Origin of the sequence: Azospirillum sp. A29, from assembly GCF_042604625.1 — a bacterium.
Taxonomy (GTDB): Bacteria; Pseudomonadota; Alphaproteobacteria; order Azospirillales; family Azospirillaceae; genus Azospirillum; species Azospirillum palustre.
Window position 1 is genome coordinate 564176 of record NZ_CP170460.1, and the last position, 15670, is coordinate 579845.

At 67.6% G+C, this 15670-nt stretch carries 19 protein-coding genes; 13 read left to right on the forward strand and 6 right to left on the reverse strand.

The features are described from left to right. The 13 genes from nrfD (at nucleotide 1) to ABNQ38_RS02505 (ending at nucleotide 9815) form a co-directional block, all read left to right on the forward strand. Nucleotides 1-1374, forward strand: coding sequence for an NrfD/PsrC family molybdoenzyme membrane anchor subunit (nrfD, locus tag ABNQ38_RS02445; RefSeq protein ID WP_377805517.1), 1374 nt, complete (start codon nucleotides 1-3; stop codon nucleotides 1372-1374). After that, nucleotides 1371-1922 (forward strand): DUF3341 domain-containing protein, encoded by a 552-nt coding sequence (locus ABNQ38_RS02450; RefSeq protein WP_377805518.1) that lies wholly within the window; start codon nucleotides 1371-1373, stop codon nucleotides 1920-1922. The genes nrfD and ABNQ38_RS02450 overlap by 4 nt, the downstream gene beginning before the upstream one ends. Further along, nucleotides 1919-2452: a c-type cytochrome gene (locus tag ABNQ38_RS02455; RefSeq protein WP_377805519.1), complete on the forward strand. Its 534-nt coding sequence runs from the start codon at nucleotides 1919-1921 to the stop codon at nucleotides 2450-2452. Before ABNQ38_RS02450 ends, ABNQ38_RS02455 begins: the two co-directional genes overlap by 4 nt. Further along, nucleotides 2449-3516 carry a hypothetical protein gene (locus tag ABNQ38_RS02460; protein WP_377805520.1) on the forward strand — a complete coding sequence of 356 codons (1068 nt, stop codon included), beginning with the start codon at nucleotides 2449-2451 and terminating at the stop codon, nucleotides 3514-3516. Before ABNQ38_RS02455 ends, ABNQ38_RS02460 begins: the two co-directional genes overlap by 4 nt. Then, nucleotides 3509-3991: a hypothetical protein gene (locus tag ABNQ38_RS02465; RefSeq protein ID WP_377805521.1), complete on the forward strand. Its 483-nt coding sequence runs from the start codon at nucleotides 3509-3511 to the stop codon at nucleotides 3989-3991. Before ABNQ38_RS02460 ends, ABNQ38_RS02465 begins: the two co-directional genes overlap by 8 nt. Further along, the gene (locus ABNQ38_RS02470) at nucleotides 3988-4797 is read left to right on the forward strand and encodes an SCO family protein (protein ID WP_377805522.1); all 810 of its coding nucleotides are present in this window, start codon (nucleotides 3988-3990) and stop codon (nucleotides 4795-4797) included. Before ABNQ38_RS02465 ends, ABNQ38_RS02470 begins: the two co-directional genes overlap by 4 nt. Before the next feature lie 8 nt (nucleotides 4798-4805). Then, the gene (gene coxB, locus ABNQ38_RS02475; protein WP_377805523.1) at nucleotides 4806-5765 is read left to right on the forward strand and encodes a cytochrome c oxidase subunit II; all 960 of its coding nucleotides are present in this window, start codon (nucleotides 4806-4808) and stop codon (nucleotides 5763-5765) included. After that, nucleotides 5762-7405: a cytochrome c oxidase subunit I gene (gene ctaD, locus ABNQ38_RS02480; RefSeq protein WP_377805524.1), complete on the forward strand. Its 1644-nt coding sequence runs from the start codon at nucleotides 5762-5764 to the stop codon at nucleotides 7403-7405. The genes coxB and ctaD overlap by 4 nt, the downstream gene beginning before the upstream one ends. After that, nucleotides 7398-8066: a cytochrome c oxidase subunit 3 gene (locus ABNQ38_RS02485; RefSeq protein WP_377805525.1), complete on the forward strand. Its 669-nt coding sequence runs from the start codon at nucleotides 7398-7400 to the stop codon at nucleotides 8064-8066. Before ctaD ends, ABNQ38_RS02485 begins: the two co-directional genes overlap by 8 nt. Next, nucleotides 8063-8407, forward strand: a complete 345-nt coding sequence (locus ABNQ38_RS02490; protein ID WP_377805526.1) for a cytochrome C oxidase subunit IV family protein — start codon at nucleotides 8063-8065, stop codon at nucleotides 8405-8407. The genes ABNQ38_RS02485 and ABNQ38_RS02490 overlap by 4 nt, the downstream gene beginning before the upstream one ends. Before the next feature lie 44 nt (nucleotides 8408-8451). Next, nucleotides 8452-8925, forward strand: a complete 474-nt coding sequence (locus ABNQ38_RS02495) for a hypothetical protein (RefSeq protein ID WP_377805527.1) — start codon at nucleotides 8452-8454, stop codon at nucleotides 8923-8925. A gap of 196 nt (nucleotides 8926-9121) precedes the next feature. Beyond that, entirely contained in the window at nucleotides 9122-9316 is a 195-nt protein-coding gene (locus ABNQ38_RS02500) for a hypothetical protein (protein WP_098736911.1), read from the forward strand. Between the two features lie 154 nt (nucleotides 9317-9470). Further along, nucleotides 9471-9815, forward strand: coding sequence for a hypothetical protein (locus tag ABNQ38_RS02505; protein ID WP_377805528.1), 345 nt, complete (start codon nucleotides 9471-9473; stop codon nucleotides 9813-9815). Between the two features lie 7 nt (nucleotides 9816-9822). Here ABNQ38_RS02505 and ABNQ38_RS02510 read toward each other — a convergent pair whose 3' ends face one another. The 6 genes from ABNQ38_RS02510 to ABNQ38_RS02535 are packed head-to-tail and all read right to left on the reverse strand — an operon-like array spanning nucleotide 9823 to nucleotide 15431. Continuing rightward, nucleotides 9823-10647: a quinoprotein dehydrogenase-associated SoxYZ-like carrier gene (locus ABNQ38_RS02510; protein WP_377805529.1), complete on the reverse strand. Its 825-nt coding sequence runs from the start codon at nucleotides 10645-10647 to the stop codon at nucleotides 9823-9825. Between the two features lie 11 nt (nucleotides 10648-10658). Further along, a complete protein-coding gene (locus ABNQ38_RS02515; protein WP_377805530.1) occupies nucleotides 10659-11615 on the reverse strand; it encodes a quinoprotein relay system zinc metallohydrolase 2 in 957 nt (318 codons plus the stop codon). Next, on the reverse strand, nucleotides 11612-12466 hold the full coding sequence (locus ABNQ38_RS02520) for a triphosphoribosyl-dephospho-CoA synthase (RefSeq protein WP_377805531.1): 855 nt from the start codon (nucleotides 12464-12466) through the stop codon (nucleotides 11612-11614). Before ABNQ38_RS02520 ends, ABNQ38_RS02515 begins: the two co-directional genes overlap by 4 nt. Then, on the reverse strand, nucleotides 12463-13467 hold the full coding sequence (gene mch, locus ABNQ38_RS02525; protein WP_377805532.1) for a methenyltetrahydromethanopterin cyclohydrolase: 1005 nt from the start codon (nucleotides 13465-13467) through the stop codon (nucleotides 12463-12465). Before mch ends, ABNQ38_RS02520 begins: the two co-directional genes overlap by 4 nt. Next, nucleotides 13464-14372: an NAD(P)-dependent methylenetetrahydromethanopterin dehydrogenase gene (locus ABNQ38_RS02530; RefSeq protein ID WP_377805533.1), complete on the reverse strand. Its 909-nt coding sequence runs from the start codon at nucleotides 14370-14372 to the stop codon at nucleotides 13464-13466. The genes mch and ABNQ38_RS02530 overlap by 4 nt, the downstream gene beginning before the upstream one ends. A gap of 42 nt (nucleotides 14373-14414) precedes the next feature. Then, nucleotides 14415-15431: a beta-ribofuranosylaminobenzene 5'-phosphate synthase family protein gene (locus tag ABNQ38_RS02535; protein ID WP_377805534.1), complete on the reverse strand. Its 1017-nt coding sequence runs from the start codon at nucleotides 15429-15431 to the stop codon at nucleotides 14415-14417. Nucleotides 15432-15670 lie beyond the last annotated feature (239 nt).

Sequence of the window (15670 nt, forward strand, 5' to 3'; positions counted from 1 at the left end):
GTGAGCGCATCGCCCGAGACCGAACGGGACCTGACACGGGTGGTGGGACCGGGGGTGACGGCCCCGGCGGTGACCGCGCATGTCAGCGACCTCGTGCTGGAACGACGCACGCCGCTGTGGTGGTGGATCGGCTTCGGGCTGTCGTTCGGGCTGTTCGTGCTGTTCCTGGCGGCGGTCGGCTGGCTGTTCGTCCGCGGCGTCGGCATCTGGGGCATCGACTGGCCCATCGCCTGGGGCTTCGCCATCGGCAACTATGTCTGGTGGGTCGGCATGGCGAGCGGCGGGACGCTGATCTCCGCCCTGTTCTTCCTGACCCGCTCGGACTGGCGCAGCGCCACCAGCCGCATCGCCGAGACCATGACGGTGTTCTGCGTCGCCTGCGCCGGGATCATGCCGGTCATCCATCTCGGGCGCTGGTGGTATTTCTACTGGCTGTTCCCCTATCCCAACACGATGGCGCTGTGGCCGCAATTCCGCAGCCCGCTGCATTGGGATTTCGTCGCCATCCTGGTCTATGTCGCCGGGTCCCTGCTGTTCTGGTATGTCGGGCTGCTCCCCGACCTCGCCACCCTGCGCGACCGGGCGCGACGGCGCTGGCAGCGGGTGCTGTACGGGTTGCTGGCGCTGGGCTGGCAGGGGTCGTCGCAGCACTGGCGCCAGTTCAGGATGCTGTACGGGCTGTTCGCAGCATTGATGGCCCCGCTGGTCTGCTCGATCCACAGCATCGTCGGGCTGGATTTCGCCGGCGGCCTGACGCCGGGCTGGCACGAAACGCAGTTCCCACCCTATTTCGTCTTCGGCGCGGCACTGTCGGGCTTCGCCGTGGTGCTGATGCTGGTCATTCCGCTGCGCCGGGCGCTGGAGCTGACCGGCGTCATCACGTTGCGCCACATCGACGTGCTGGCGCGGCTGACGCTGACCGCCAGCCTGCTGCTGTCCTACTGCTACCTGATCGAGATCTTCATGCCCTTCTACCGGGGGGAAGAGCGCGAGATCACCGTGGCGATGTCGCTGCTCGGCGGATATTACGCCCCCTGGTACTGGGCGAAGATCGTCCTGAACAGCGTCGTCCCGCAGCTCCTGTGGGTCCGGGCAGCGCGGCTGAACCGGCGGCTGCTGTTCCTCGTGGCGCTGGGCGTGGTGATCGGCATGTGGATCGAGCGCTACGTCATCGTCGTCGGCAGCCTGCACCGGAACCACTCGGAATCGAGCTGGTTCGTCTTCATACCGACGGTCTGGGACTGGACGACGCTGGCCGGCTCGGTGGGGCTGTTCCTGACCGGCTTCTTCCTGGCGCTGCGCTTCATCCCGATGGTGTCGATGTTCGAGCTGCGCGAACTCCTTCGCAAAAAGCATACGGAGGGCGGGCGATGACCGTGCAGCGCGGCACCGGTCACAGCCTGCGCGGCAGGATGGCCGCCTTCGACGACCCGGACGCGATGCTGGACGCCCTGCGCCGGCTGCGGCAGGCGGGGTTCTCCCGGCTGGAGGTCTACAGCCCCTACGCGGTGGAGGGGGTGGACGAGTTGCTGGACCGCAGGCCGCGGGCCCTGCCGCTGATCGTCGTGGCGGCCGGGTTGCTGGGAGCCGTCGGCGGGTTCTTCCTGCAATATTGGGGAATGGTGCTGAGCTATCCGCTGAACATCGGCGGACGGCCGCTGAACAGCTGGCCGGCCTTCGGCCCCAGCACCTTCGAACTGGCGGCGCTGACCATTTTGCTGGCGGGCTTCCTCGCCTTTTGCAAATTCTGCCGGCTGCCGCGCCTCTACGATCCGATCTTCGACGCGCCGGGGTTCGAACTGGCCTCCCAGGACCGTTTCCTGATCTGGATCGCCGAACGGGAGGGACGGGACGACAGCGAACTCCTGCAACGGCTGCTGCCCGAGGGCGAAGGCCTGCGGATCGACGAGGTGCCGGCATGACGCGGCCGGCTCCATTCGTCTTTCTGCTGTTGGGCGTGTCGCTGCTGACGGCCTGCGACAACATGGCGAAGCAGCCGCGCGACAAGACCTGGACGCCGGCCGACGGTGGTTCGGCCAACGCCGGACCGGACCGGAAGGTCTGGCCGCCGCAGCCGCCACCGAACTCCATCGCCCGCGAAGACCTTCCCCAGCCACCACCGGCGCTGACGGCGGCCCTGCTCGCCCGCGGCAAGGAGCGCTACGAGATCTATTGCACGCCCTGTCATGGCTATCTCGGCGACGGCGACGGCATGATCGTCCGGCGCGGCTTTCCACAGCCGCCCTCCTTCCATGGCGACGCGCTGCGCAACGCCCCGACCCGGCATTTCTACGAGGTCGCCACCAATGGCTGGGGGGCGATGTACTCCTATGCCGACCGCGTCGGTTCGGACGACCGCTGGGCCATCGCCGCCTATATCCGGGCCTTGCAGGCCAGCCAGAACACCGCCGCGGCCGAGTTGCCGGAAACGGTGCGGGGGACGCTGCGATGAGCCGCCGTCCGCTTATCGCCGCCATGGTCGCGGCATTTGTCGGGGCGGCGGTCTGCGCCGTTGGAGCGCTGACCGATCCGCAGGCGGTTTTGCGCGGCTGGCTGGCCTCCTTCGCCTTCTGGATCGGGCTGCCGTTGGGCGCCATGATGCTGCTGTTCGCCCATGATCTGACCGGCGGGCGCTGGGGAGCAGCCGCGGTGCCGGCGCTGCGGGCGATGGTGGCTTTCCTGCCGCCGATGCTCCTGCTGCTGGTGCCGGTGTTGCTCCTGCTGCCGGAACTGTATCCCTGGGCGCGGGCGGCCGAAGCCACGCATCTGAAGAACCGCTTCTACCTGAACGAACCCTTCTTCTACGGCCGGACGGCTGTCTATGCCGTGGTCTGGCTGGGGCTGGCGCTTGCGGCCCAGCTGTGGTCGGGACGGAACCGCAACCAACTGGCGGCGCCCGGGCTGATCCTGTTGGGGCTGACCGTCACCTTTGCATCCTTCGACTGGTTCATGTCGATCGAGCCGGATTGGGGCTCCAGCATCTACGGGATGATGATCGTCGGCGGCCAGCTTCTGGGCGCCTTGGCGCTGGCGACGCTGGCCGCCGTCCTGGGAGGGCGGACGGATGCCGGGCAGCGCCACGACCTGGGCAGCCTGCTGACCGCCGCCATTCTGCTGTGGTTCTACCTGTCCTTCATGCAGTTCCTGATCGTCTGGCAGGAGAACCTGCCGCAGGAGATCACGTGGTACGTCGCGCGCCTGTCCGGCGGCTGGGGCTGGGTCGCGGCGTTGGGCGCACTGGCGCAAGGGGGTTTGCCATTCGCCGCCCTGATCTGGTGGCCGGTGAAGCGCAGCCGGGCGGGGCTCGCCGCCATCAGCCTGCTGCTGCTGGCGGCGCATTTGCTGGAATGCTGGTGGCTGATCCTGCCGGGGCTTGCCGGCGGCTTCACTTGGTATGCCCCGGCAGCCGCGCTGGCGATGGGCGGGGCGTGCATGACGGTGCTCTTTTGGCGGCTCTCCACCCGGCCGGCCACCCGGCCCGTCGGCCGGCTGGCGGAGGAGGTCGGCCATGGATAAGGCCACGCGCATCGGCCGGTCCGGCGTTGCAGGCGCCGCCGCGGCACTGCTGTTCGGATGGCTGCGGCAAGGTCGTGCCCGGAGACCGAAGCACAAGCCGCAGCAGGAAGGCAGCAATCCCGACACGATGTTCGAGACGCGGGACACGCCGCCCTGGCTGTTCCTGCTACTGGGCGGTTTGGCGGCGGGCCTGATCGTAACGGTCGTGGTCTCGCTGCTGCTGATCTTCCCCAATGCGGCCAGGGACGAAAATCATGCGCTGACGACGCCGATGCCGGAGCCGCGCCTGCAAACCGATCCCGTCGCCGACCTCAAGCGCTACAAGGCGCAGGCGATGCAGCGGCTGACCGGCTATGGCTGGGCCGACCGCGCGCATGGCATCGCCCACATCCCCATCGAGGAGGCCATGCGCCGTGTCGCCGAACGCGGCATCGCCGACTGGCCGGCCGATGCAAGGCGGGAGGTGCCGCGATGACAAGGTTCGCAATGGCTGCCCTGCTCTTGCTGCTGCCGGGCCTGACCGCAGGCGCGGAGGCCTCTCCCGCCACCCTGCTGCCGGGAAGCTTCACCGAGTTCGCTTTCGATCAGCGTCCGGGAGCACAACTGCCGCGTGACATCAGGCTGCGTGACGAGGCTGGTCATGCGGTCACGACCGCCTCCCTGTTCGACAGGGGCAAGCCGCTGGTCCTGGTCTTCGACTATTTCCGCTGCACGACGCTGTGCGGAGTTGTGCTGGGCGATCTGGCGGCGGCGCTGGCGCAGGTGCCGCTGACGCCGGAAAAAGACTACACGGTGGTGGCGGTCAGTTTCGATCCCGGCGACAGCCCGGCAGACGCCGCGGCGCTGAAGGCCAGGCATTTCGAACGCGATCCGGCACTGGCCGGCGCCATCCACGCGCTGGTGGGCGATTCCACTGATCGAGGGCGCGAGGTGCGCCGCCTCGCCGATGCCGCCGGCTTCCGCTACCGCCTCGACGAGGCAACGGAGCAGTATGCCCACCCGGCGGGTGTGGTGCTGGTGTCGCCGGGGGGGACGGTCTCGCGCTACATCCTCGGGGTGGGCTACGACCCGACCGATCTGCGGCTGGGACTGGTCGATGCCTCCAGGGGAGCGGTCGGGTCGGTGGCCGACCATCTGCTGCTGCTCTGTTACGGCTATGATGCCGCGCAGGGCCGCTACAACGCCGAGGTGGGCCGGCTGTTCCAGGCGACCGGCGTCCTGTCGGTGCTGGCGCTCGGGCTGCTGGTCTGGCGCGCCGCGCGCCGGCCGGGACAGGGGTGAGGGCGGCGATGGGAAGCCTGCAACTCTTCCCGCCCAGCGCGTCGGCCCATGCCGCGGACATGGACTGGCTGTTCGCCGCCCTGCTGGGGGTCAGCGCCTTCATCCTGCTGCTGGTCTTCGGGCTGATGATCCTGTTCTGCGTCCGCTACCGGAAGGGCAGCAAGGTGGAGCGCGGCAACCGGCTGGGCCGCACCTGGAGGGTCGAGGTCGCCTGGACCGGCCTGACCTTCGCCGCCTTCCTCGTCCTCTATTTCTGGGGAGCGACCCTCTATGTCCGCATCCACAGCCCGCCCAGCGACGCCACCGACATCTATGTCGTCGGCAAGCAGTGGATGTGGAAGATCGAGCATCCCGGCGGCCAGCGCGAGATCGACACGCTGCATGTCCCGGTCAACAGGCCGGTGCGGCTGGTGCTGACCTCCCAGGACGTGATCCACGACTTCGCCATCCCCGCCTTCCGCATCCGCCAGGACGCCGTCCCCGGCCGGTACGAGACGCTGTGGTTCACCCCGACGGAGGTCGGCGAATACCGCCTTTTCTGCGCCGAGTTCTGCGGCACCTGGCATGCGCGGATGGGCGGCACCGTCGTGGTGATGGAGCCGTCCGACTTCCAGCGCTGGCTGGACAGCCAGGATCCCGGCCCCAGCCTGGCGCAGGAGGGGGAGGCACTGTTCCGCAGCTATGGTTGCAGCGGCTGCCATGGCGGCGCCAGCACCGTCCATGCGCCGAAGCTGGAAGGGCTGTTCGGCCGCCCGGTGCCGCTGGAGGACGGGCGCACCGTCATCGCCGACGACCGCTATCTCCGCGATTCGATCCTGATGCCGAAGGCGGAGATCGCCGCCGGCTATCCCCCGGTCATGCCGTCCTTCGCCGGGCAGATCGGCGAGGACGATCTGTTGAAGCTCGTCGCCTACATCAAATCGCTTGCCGACAAAACTGCCGGCAGCGCGGAAAGGCCTGCTCCATGACGACCGCAACCGTGACCGGCAAACCGGAAGAACCCGTCGCCGCGACGAAGAACTACCTGACGGAGGGCGGCGTCACGTTGCGCTCCTGGCTGCTGACCAGGGACCACAAGCGGATCGCCATCCTCTACACCCTGTCGATCACCTTCTTCTTCTTCGTCGGCGGGGCGGCGGCGACGCTGATCCGGCTCAATCTGGTGACGCCGCCGGGCATCTTCACGCCGGACATTTACAACCGGCTGTTCACGCTGCATGGCGTGATCATGGTCTGGTTCTTCCTGATCCCGTCGATCCCCAACACCATGGGCAATTTCCTGATCCCGCTGATGATCGGCGCCAAGGATCTGGCTTTTCCGCGCCTGAACCTGCTCAGCTGGTATCTGTATGTCGGTGCCGGTTTCCTGGCGCTGTTCGCCATCCTGATCGGCGGGGTCGATACCGGCTGGACCTTCTACACGCCGTTTTCTTCGCTCTATTCCAACGGCTATGTGGTGCTGGCGCTGGCAGCCGTGCTCGCAGTGGGATTCTCGTCGATCCTGACCGGGCTGAACTTCATCGTCACCACCCACCGCATGCGGGCGCCGGGAATGACGTGGTACCGGCTGCCGGTGTTCGTCTGGTCGAACTATGCCACCTCCGTCATCATGGTGCTGGCAACGCCGGTGCTGGCGATCACGCTGATATTGGTGGCGGCGGAACGGTTGCTGAAGGTGGGCATCTTCGACCCGGCGCTGGGCGGCGACCCGCTGCTGTTCCAGCATCTGTTCTGGTTCTACTCCCACCCCGCGGTCTACATCATGATCCTGCCGGGGTTTGGCGTGATCAGCGAGATCGTGCCCTGCTTCGCCCGCAAGCCGCTGTTCGGATACAAGTTCGTGGTGTGGTCGAGCATCGCCATCTCGGTCATCGGCTTCTTCGTTTGGGCGCACCACATGTTCGTCGCCGGCATCTCGCTCTATGCCGGGCTGGTCTTCTCGCTGCTCAGCTACGTCATCGCGGTGCCGTCGGCGATCAAGGTGTTCAACTGGACCGCCACGCTGCACAAGGGCTGGATCAGCTTCGATGCTCCCATGCTGTATGCCCTGGGCTTCATCGGGCTGTTCACCATCGGCGGGCTGACCGGCCTGTTCGTCGCCAACCTCGCCTTCGACGTGCATGTCACCGACACCTATTTCGTCGTGGCGCATTTCCACTACATCATGGTCGGCGGCATGGTCAGCGCCTATTTCGGCGGGCTGCATTACTGGTGGCCGAAGGTGACCGGGCGGCTCTATCCCGAATGGTGGGCGCGCATCGCAGCATTGCTGATCTTCTTCGGCTTCAACCTGACCTTCTTCCCGCAGTTCATCCTGGGCTATCTGGGCATGGAGCGGCGGTACTATTCCTACCCGCCGGAATTCCAGGCTTGGAACATCTTCTCCTCGGCCGGGGCGTCGGTGCTGGCGGTCGGCTATGCCCTGCCCTTCTTCTATCTCGGCTGGTCGCTGTTCCGCGGCAAGCGGGCGGGCGCCAACCCCTGGGCGGCGACCGGGCTGGAGTGGCAGGCCCCTTCCCCTCCCCCCACCCACAATTTCGACCGCACCCCGACCGTCACCCGACCGCCCTACCAGTACCGGCCGGAACCGGAGCCGCAGGATGTCTGACGCAGCGCCCGCTTCCCAAAGCGTTCCCCAGCCGGACCCGCAATACGCGACCGCGGAGCAGCAGGCGGAGGCCGCCAGCTTCGGCATGTGGGTGTTCCTGGCGACGGAGGTGCTGTTCTTCGGCGGATTGCTCCTGGCCTACACATGGCTGCGCGCCAGCCATCCGGAGGGCGTGGCGGAAGCCGGACGCCACACCAAGGTCGTCATCGGATCGGTCAACACGCTGGTGCTGCTGAGCAGCAGCTTCACCATGGCCTGGGCCGTCCATGCCGCGGAACACGGCCGGCAGAAAGTGCTGACGCGGCTGTTGGCGGCCACGGCACTGCTGGGGCTGCTGTTCCTGGGGCTCAAGGGCTACGAGTACTATGGCGAGTGGACAGAGCATCTGGTGCCGGGGCTGAATTTCCATCAGGACGGTCCGCATGCCCGAACCATCGAGCTGTTCTATTTCCTCTATTTTCTGCTGACCGGACTGCACGGCATCCATGTCACCATCGGCATCGTCCTGATCGCACTGCTGGCGGCGCGGGCACGGCGCGGCGCCTTTTCGGCGCGTTACTACACGCCGGTGGAGGTGACGGGCCTGTACTGGCATTTCGTGGACATCGTCTGGATCTTTCTCTACCCGCTGATCTATCTGGTCGGACGGAGCGGCCCATGACGACAGGGACGACAGGACTTCCGCGCTCCTACCTGTTCACCTGGGCGGCGCTGGTGGGGCTGCTGGCGGCAACGCTGGCCCTTGCCTATGTGCCGATGCCGGGTCCGCTGAACCTCGTGCTGGCGCTGGGCATCTCGGCGGCGAAGGCGCTTCTGGTGCTGGCGCTGTTCATGAAGCTGTTCCGCGCTTCGGCGCTGACCCGTGCCGCAGCGGCGGCCGGACTGTTCTGGCTGGCGGTCCTGTTCGCTCTGTCGGCCACCGATTATCTGACCCGCAAGGTTGAACCCGCTGACGACCTGTCGGCACCGACCGGCCGGGAATACCAGTCGGGCGACCGCTGAGCGCCTTGCGGGAACAGTCTTGGCGGAACAAGGAGTCAGACGCGATGCACTCGGACGCCACCAGCCGGCTTGTCGATGCCGTGGTCCGAACCCGCCGGATGCTGGAAGCCGCAAGGCGCAACACGGCCGGGCATTTCGGCGAGGGCGACCGCAATGGCCGCAAGCTCGCGGTGCTGACGGACATCCGCGACTTGCACAGCCGAATCATCCAGCCGATTGTCGAATCCCGGCAGCAAATCGTCCGCGACGTCGGCACCGTGTGGTTCCAGGAGGACATCGGCCTCGTCCACGAGATGCCGCGCGCCATCGTCCATTTCACCTCCATCGACAACGCCGAGGATGCGCCGCGCGCTTACATGACCATCCATGTCGGGGAGGACGGCACGACCTCCATTTCGGAAAACTTCCTGACGCCGGTGAAGACCACGGACGTGCGGAGCTGCCGGTTGGACGATCTCGACAGCGAAGCGGTCGCGCTGGCGATCGACCGGTTTCTTGCGAAGGCAATGCAGGGGTAGGTGAGGAAGCGCACCGGGACGATGGCCTGCCCCACCTTGTTAAGGCAAAATTGGTTTTCCATAAGCCATGCTTGACTCCTGCACAGATTTTGTGTGCAGTGCAACATAATCCCCGCTCATGAACCTGGACGGCCGCCCGCCGGATCGAGGCGCCCAACCGAGGTCGCTCCCCCACTCCATCACGGCTGGAGTTGTCATGATCGAGTTGATCTTCGTGGTTTGCCTTGTTTCCAGTCCGGACCGCTGCACCGTCGAACGCCCGCAGTTCCAGGAGCCGTTCGTCAATGCGATGGCCTGTTCGCGCACCGGCCTGTTCCGGGCCGCCGAATGGGCGGAGCAGCACCCGAAATACACCGTGCGCCGCTGGAAGTGCGAACCGCGCCAGATCTGACCTCACAGGATCCGGCGGGACCATCGCATCTCCTCGAAAGAGGCCCACCTCTTTTGAGCCTCCCAATTCCATCCGTATCCATGATTGTTATATACGGCAATCATCGATGGTCCATGGGCGCAGCCCCATGGACAGGGATGGAAGGGGTTTGGGCATGTCTGTTCGCATCGCGTTCATCCTTGCCGCGGCCTTGCTGTCGGCTGCTCCGGCAGCCGCCGGCCCGGCCAACGACTACCCCACGGCGGCGCGGGCCGATTACGTGATCGCCTGCATGGCGTCGAACGGGCAGTCGCACATCGTCATGGAGAAATGCGCGTGCAGCATCGACGCCATCGCAGACCGCATCACCTATGACGACTACACCGCCATCGAGACGGTGAAGGTGATGGCCGACCAGCCGGGCGAGCGGGCCGGAATCTTCCGCAGCTCCGGATGGGCCAAGGACCTGATGGACCGCTTCCGCCAGGCCCAGGTCGCCGCCGACCGCCAGTGCTTCTGAGGGAAGGCTACAGCGCCGGATCGCCCTTGGCGGCAGCGGTTGTCAAAGGAACGCTGTGGGTGAAGGTGGCGCCCTTGGTGTCCTGCGCGACCACCTCCAGGCTGTCGCCCCCGGTGGGCAGGAAACTGAAGCGCAGGTTCGGATCCTCGCTGATGGAAATGTCGGTGTCCGCCTCCAGCACCGTCTGGCCGCCGGCGCGGATGACGATCGACTGGATGTAATGGGCGGGGATGTAGGTGCGGCTGACCTGATCGAACTGAAGCCCGCTGCTGTTGGGGTGACTGACCATGACCTGGGCGGTGGCGGGACTGCCGGGGGACAGCGTTTCCGGAAGCTTCACCTTGATGCGGCCGAGACGCGCCATCGCCTCCTGCGGGTCCTTGACGGCGGGGGCGGAGCAGCCGCCGGCGGCCTTCACGTAGACCGCCGTCATCAGCAAACGGCCGTCCTGCGTCTCGCCCACGGCATGCAGGTTCGTGTATTCGTTGACGCGCACGCGGGTCTCGATCCCGTTGCCGGCGCTGGCCGGGCCGAAGCGGAAGGTGGCGGCCAGCGGCACCGGGTTCTTGTCGACCAGCAGGGACAGCGATTTCAGGCGAAGCGATGGCTCCACCTCGATCCGCACCGGGACCAGGGCCGCGTCATGGGCCCGGGCCGGCGCGTCGATGCGGATGAGCGCGCCCGCCTCCTCGACCGGGCGGTCCTTGAAATACATGTCGTGCAGAATATCCCAGCGCGCGGCATCCTCCGCCGCATCGGTGGCGGCAAGACCCGGCGTGGACAGGACGATCAGGAGGCCGGCCAGCAGCCCCATCGGCGGATATCGCATCATCGCTCCCGCTCCTATTCCCATTCCAGTTCGGCGAAGGTTGCCGTGACGTTGCGCGGGTTGTATGCATCGAACAACAGCCAGCGCTCCCGTTCCTCCTGCGCCACATGAGCAACTGCATCCTGGATGCCGCCGCCCGCCTTCAACACCCGGCGCACACCCTCCACCAGCACCGTCAGGTAGCGCCGCTGGGCATCCAGCGCTCCCGGCCAGGCCACGCGGGCCGGTCCATGGCCGGGGACGGCGCGCACCGCCGGCACCCGCTCCAGCCGGTCGATCACCCGAAGCCAGCCCATGGCATTGCCGTCGACCGCCGGGACATGATCGACGAACAGCAGATCGCCCGTGAACAGCGTTCCCGTCTTGCGGTCGAAGACGGTCAGGTCGTTGTTGGTGTGCGCGGTCGGATAGGCGGTCAGCACGAGGATGCGGTTGCCCAGGTCGACCCGCACCTCTTCGGCCACCGGCCGGTCCACCCGGACCGGAGCGATCCCGGCTGCCGCTCCGGTACCCAGCTCCTCGGTCAGCCGTTGACGATAGACCTCCTGGCGGGCGGCCAGCGCGTCGCGAAGGTTGGCATGGCCGGCGATGGGCACGCCGGCGAAGGCGGCGTTGCCGAAGACATGGTCGGGATGCATGTGGGTGTTGATGACGATGACCGGTTTCCTGCCGGTCCGCGCCGCAATGGCCTCGCGCAGACGCACCCCCAACTCCGGCGTGCCGCCGGTGTCGATGACCGCGACGAAGCTGTCGCCGACGACGAAGCCCATGTTGGCCGTATTGCCAGCGTTGTCCGGCGCCGGCTCGGCGATGGCCCCGCGATGGACGAAGACCCCGGGCGCCACCTCCGTCATGGCCAGCGGTTCCGCCGACGCAGGCAGAGCTGCGACGAGGAGGAACAACGTCGCGGCAGCCGCCGTGGCCGGCCGGGTAAACGCAGCATCGCCGCCCGGATCGAGCGTGGTCGTCATGCCTGCGGTCCTTTGTGGCCGGCCTGCCCCGTCTCCAGCCGATGTGCGAAGAGGCTGGCGACGGTCAGGTCGGCGGAAGTGCCCGGGTTGATGCCCTGCCATTTCAGGCGTGCATCGAAGACGAACAGATGCTCCCGCCGTACGGCCGCCGAAGATACCGCAGCGACCTGCCGGTGCACCTCGCGGGCTTCGGACAGCACAGCCGTGGCGCGATCCTCTCCATGCTTGCGCAGGATATGGCTGTCGGGAAAGGCGGTCAGGAACTCCAGATAAATGGTCTCCGCGAGCGTAACGGCGTCGCTGTCCGGCATCGACCGGGCCCAGGCGACACCGATGTCGAAGACATCCCGAAAGCCGTCGGCATACTGGGCGGCGATGCGGTCGCGCGACCGGGCCGCCGCCATGGCTGTGCGCAGATCCACAGTCGCCGCGCCGGCGACATCATGCTCCGCCGCGCGGCCCAACCCGCCGGGCGATGCGAGGCGGATCGCCTCGAATGCCGCCTCGGCATCGTCCACCGTCAAGGCCGCAAGTACGGCGGACAGCCTGTCGCGCAACGGATGTGTCCTTGGAATCTCGGCGGCACGGGCCAGCGGAGCGCACAGCAGCAGGATGCCCAGGTTGGTGTTGCAGCCAACCACCGAGCGGGTGGCCCGGACCGCCCGCAGGATGCGTTCGCCAACCGGGGCGCCGGTGCGGGCGATCTCGGGGGCTGCGGCCTCCGCCGACACAAGGAAGTCCTCCACCGTCATGCCATGGCCGGCGGCATGCACATGGACGTTGCCGGGCTTCAGCGCCATCACCTCCGCCCGGCAGACGGCCATGAACAGTTCCGCGGTCGCAGCGCTCATCCCGCCGTTCCCGCGCCCTCTGCCCCACCGAAGGACCGGTCGAGCATCTCCGAGGCAAGATGCCCGCCGTGATAGCTTCGGCCGCTGTCGAGTGCGGTGACCACCACGCGTGCCGGGGCGAACAGCAGCGGGTCGATGGCGTAGAAGTCCTTGTTCACCGCAGCGAACACCTCGGCGAAAGGGCGGCCGTAATCGCGGGACTCCGTGCTGGGCAGGCGTTTCGCCAGATCGGCAGCGGCATCGTCGGGTCCGGTGACGAACAGCTGGACGGTGCCGCCGAACAGGATGGCGTCGTTGGTCCGCCCCATCGCCTCGACGAAGCCCTTGCCGGGCGGCGGCAACGGGGCGACGCCGATGCCGTCGGCGACATGCCCCAGCGGGAAGCCCAATGCGTGCACCTTGTGCATGGCGACTTCCAGCACGCGGGCGACGATCTGCACCGTGCCGGCGAGGCTGGCCGTCGGCGTCAACACCAGCGTCAGCCGTTCCGCCGCCACCCCGCATCCGGCGGCAATCCGTTCGACCAGGGGCGCCGGCGGCACGGTGCCGCTTTCCAGCACCAGCACCGCATGGTCGCCGCTGTCCGTGTAGCCCAGATCTTCGAACAGCGGCTCCTTGCGGGCGAGTGCGCGGCCGGGACCGGAACCGAGCGCGAAGAACGAGTCGTCCCCTTCCTTGTGCGACAGGCTCCAGCCGGCATATTGGCTGCCGAGACAGGCCAGCACCGGGTCGGTGCTGTGCACCGCCACCTGGAAGGGCCAGCGGTCCGACCGGGTGTCCGCCTGGAGCGTCACCCGACCGAGACCGCCCATGCACAGCTCGGCGATGCGGCGTCCGGCCTCCAGCCCGCCGGGATGGGCGATCCCGCCATCGACGATGGTGGCGCCGGCCACGCGGTCGATGCCAAGCCGCAACCGCACCGCATCGGCGACCAGAGCGGCGGCGAGCGGAGCGGACAGGGCCGACAGGCTGGGGCGCCCGGTCGGCGCATGTTGAGTCATGATTTGCCCTTTCCGGCGATGGTCCGCGCCGCGTCCATCGCATCCTGGAAATCGAAGGCAACGGCGGTGCCACCGGTCCGCATCCGCTCCAGCAGATGGTGCTGGACCTTGAACTTGACGTTGCCGATTGCGAGGGCGCCGATGCCGACCGCATTCGGTTGGGCAGGCAAGGAAACGCCGTCGTCCTGCACGCCGACGCCGTCCACCCCGGCCGGCGGCACGGCGTTGATGTCGGCGGCAACGCGCAGACGCTTGGCCGCGCGCAAATCGTCGGCGGTCAGCACGGTCACCCCCGCCTTGCCGCAGGCCAGAACGACCTCCGCCCGCTCCATCAGCGCCGCCTTGCCGCCGGTCGATGTGTCGGCGCAGGACAGCGTGACGCCATAACGCCGGCCGAACTCCTCCGCCTTGCCCTGCACGGCCGGCACGCCGCGATGGCTGACCAGGGTGACGTTACCGCCGGCCTGGGCGGCGATCAGTCCGGCGATGCCGCCGACGACGCCGGTGGCGCCATAGACCTGCACATCCAGGCCGGTCAGCCCCTCCACCCCCAGCCGCCGCAGCGCACGCTCGACCACGGCGACCATGGCGGCGGCGGTGGTGAAGGCGCCCGACGGGTCGGCGAAGACCGAGATCCGGAAGGGCGGGAACATCGCCTTGCGCGCCACCTCCAGCATGTCCAGTGCCATCGCCGCATCGCGCCCGCCGATGAACAGGCCGGTGCGCACCGCGTTCTTCGGATCGCGGGAGAACATGGCATCCTGCGTCAGCGCCTCGACCTGCGCGGTCTCGATGCCGGTGTAGGGCACCACCGTGTCGATGCCGGCATCCACGGCCATGTTGACGTCGAACGGGCTGACATTCGCCAGCGGCGTGATCATGTGCAGCACATAAGGGGCGCCCATGCCTGTCTCCCTCCGGTCAGTCTCCCTGGTCAATCCTCCGGATCATTCTCCGGCTGCCTGCCGTACGGCAGGCGCAAAATCCGCCCCGGCTGACAGGTTCCGCACCGTCGCACCGGCATTCCGCCCGCGGCAGACCATCACCTCCAGCGGCGACCCGGTCCAGCGCGTGCGCATCTCACCGGCCAGCCGCTCCGCCTGTCGGACATCGCCGATGACGGCGAAGCCGGTCGGCCCCCAGCTGCTCTGGCCGACCCCGGCGATCCCCTGCGCCTCCAGCCAGGCCAGCGCGTCCGCCACCAGCGGGCTGGTGAAGCGGCCGCCCTGGGCGGGAGCGAAATGGTCGCCGACCGTACGCTGAAGCTCGCCGATGGCCTGTCCGAACCGGTCGACGTCGCCCTCGGCCAACGCCGGCAGGGCGACCATCAGCATCAACCGGCACAGATGCGCCGCGGCGTCGGGCGGAAAGGGCGGCAATCGGCGGAATGCCTCGGCCTCCGGCGCACCGTGCAATCCGTGGCCGCCGCGATGGAGCAGGAGCAGGATGCGCCACTCCTCTGGAAAAGGCGCCCGCGCAATCACCGGCGGCGCGGCGTCGAGCCCACCCCGCCCGCCGTCGAGCAGCACCCCACCCTGCTCGAAAGCCGCCAGCCCGATGCCGGACCGGGCCCCCCGCTCCAGCGCACGGGCCAGATCGCGGGCAGCAGTGCCGCGCCCTTCCAGGCAAACCAGCGCCGCGGCGACGGCGAGGTCCGTCTGGGTGCCGGAGCCCAGCCCGACATGGGGCGGAATCGCCTCCTCCACCGTCACCGAGACGGCGTCGGACAGTCCGGCTTCGCGCCCAAGCCGTTCGATGCTGCGGCGGACACGCTCGGCCGACGGACCGCTGACGGTCAGCCTGTCGGCAGGCCGGACACGCAGGGCGATGGCCGGGCGGTCGATGGCGATGCCGAGGCTGCCGAAGCGGCGCCCCAATCCACCATTCAGATCGACGAATCCGGCATGCAGACGCGCAGGCGCATGGACCCACACCTCCCCTATCCGATTGCGCTGGTGGCTCATCTGCATTCCCTTTGCGCGGGTCACCGCACAATGTTAGCGTTACGAACAAAATTGTCCGTAGCGCGAACGAGTATCCACGCGCGGTAGCCCGAACGGGGCAAGAAATATCCAGGGAGGAAACCGGGCATGAAGCGGATGCTTTGCCTGTCGGGGACCGACCATGCCCAAGAATCGGATTCTCAATTTCGGAACCGATTCTTGGGAAGGCCGTGGCGAAGATCGCCAGTGTCATTGAATTC

Excerpts from the sequence above, each read along its gene's own strand:
- ABNQ38_RS02495 (WP_377805527.1), top strand. The coding sequence starts at position 8,452 with ATGCACTCGGACGCCACCAGCCGGCTTGTCGATGCCGTGGTCCGAACC.
- ABNQ38_RS02460 (WP_377805520.1), top strand. The coding sequence starts at position 2,449 with ATGAGCCGCCGTCCGCTTATCGCCGCCATGGTCGCGGCATTTGTCGGG.
- ABNQ38_RS02515 (WP_377805530.1), bottom strand. The coding sequence starts at position 11,615 with ATGACGACCACGCTCGATCCGGGCGGCGATGCTGCGTTTACCCGGCCG.
- ABNQ38_RS02510 (WP_377805529.1), bottom strand. The coding sequence starts at position 10,647 with ATGATGCGATATCCGCCGATGGGGCTGCTGGCCGGCCTCCTGATCGTC.
- ABNQ38_RS02450 (WP_377805518.1), top strand. The coding sequence starts at position 1,371 with ATGACCGTGCAGCGCGGCACCGGTCACAGCCTGCGCGGCAGGATGGCC.
- ABNQ38_RS02505 (WP_377805528.1), top strand. The coding sequence starts at position 9,471 with ATGTCTGTTCGCATCGCGTTCATCCTTGCCGCGGCCTTGCTGTCGGCT.
- ABNQ38_RS02535 (WP_377805534.1), bottom strand. The coding sequence starts at position 15,431 with ATGAGCCACCAGCGCAATCGGATAGGGGAGGTGTGGGTCCATGCGCCT.
- ABNQ38_RS02465 (WP_377805521.1), top strand. The coding sequence starts at position 3,509 with ATGGATAAGGCCACGCGCATCGGCCGGTCCGGCGTTGCAGGCGCCGCC.
- ABNQ38_RS02470 (WP_377805522.1), top strand. The coding sequence starts at position 3,988 with ATGACAAGGTTCGCAATGGCTGCCCTGCTCTTGCTGCTGCCGGGCCTG.
- ABNQ38_RS02520 (WP_377805531.1), bottom strand. The coding sequence starts at position 12,466 with ATGAGCGCTGCGACCGCGGAACTGTTCATGGCCGTCTGCCGGGCGGAG.
- ABNQ38_RS02530 (WP_377805533.1), bottom strand. The coding sequence starts at position 14,372 with ATGGGCGCCCCTTATGTGCTGCACATGATCACGCCGCTGGCGAATGTC.
- coxB (WP_377805523.1), top strand. The coding sequence starts at position 4,806 with ATGGGAAGCCTGCAACTCTTCCCGCCCAGCGCGTCGGCCCATGCCGCG.
- ABNQ38_RS02490 (WP_377805526.1), top strand. The coding sequence starts at position 8,063 with ATGACGACAGGGACGACAGGACTTCCGCGCTCCTACCTGTTCACCTGG.
- ABNQ38_RS02455 (WP_377805519.1), top strand. The coding sequence starts at position 1,919 with ATGACGCGGCCGGCTCCATTCGTCTTTCTGCTGTTGGGCGTGTCGCTG.
- ctaD (WP_377805524.1), top strand. The coding sequence starts at position 5,762 with ATGACGACCGCAACCGTGACCGGCAAACCGGAAGAACCCGTCGCCGCG.
- ABNQ38_RS02500 (WP_098736911.1), top strand. The coding sequence starts at position 9,122 with ATGATCGAGTTGATCTTCGTGGTTTGCCTTGTTTCCAGTCCGGACCGC.
- mch (WP_377805532.1), bottom strand. The coding sequence starts at position 13,467 with ATGACTCAACATGCGCCGACCGGGCGCCCCAGCCTGTCGGCCCTGTCC.
- ABNQ38_RS02485 (WP_377805525.1), top strand. The coding sequence starts at position 7,398 with ATGTCTGACGCAGCGCCCGCTTCCCAAAGCGTTCCCCAGCCGGACCCG.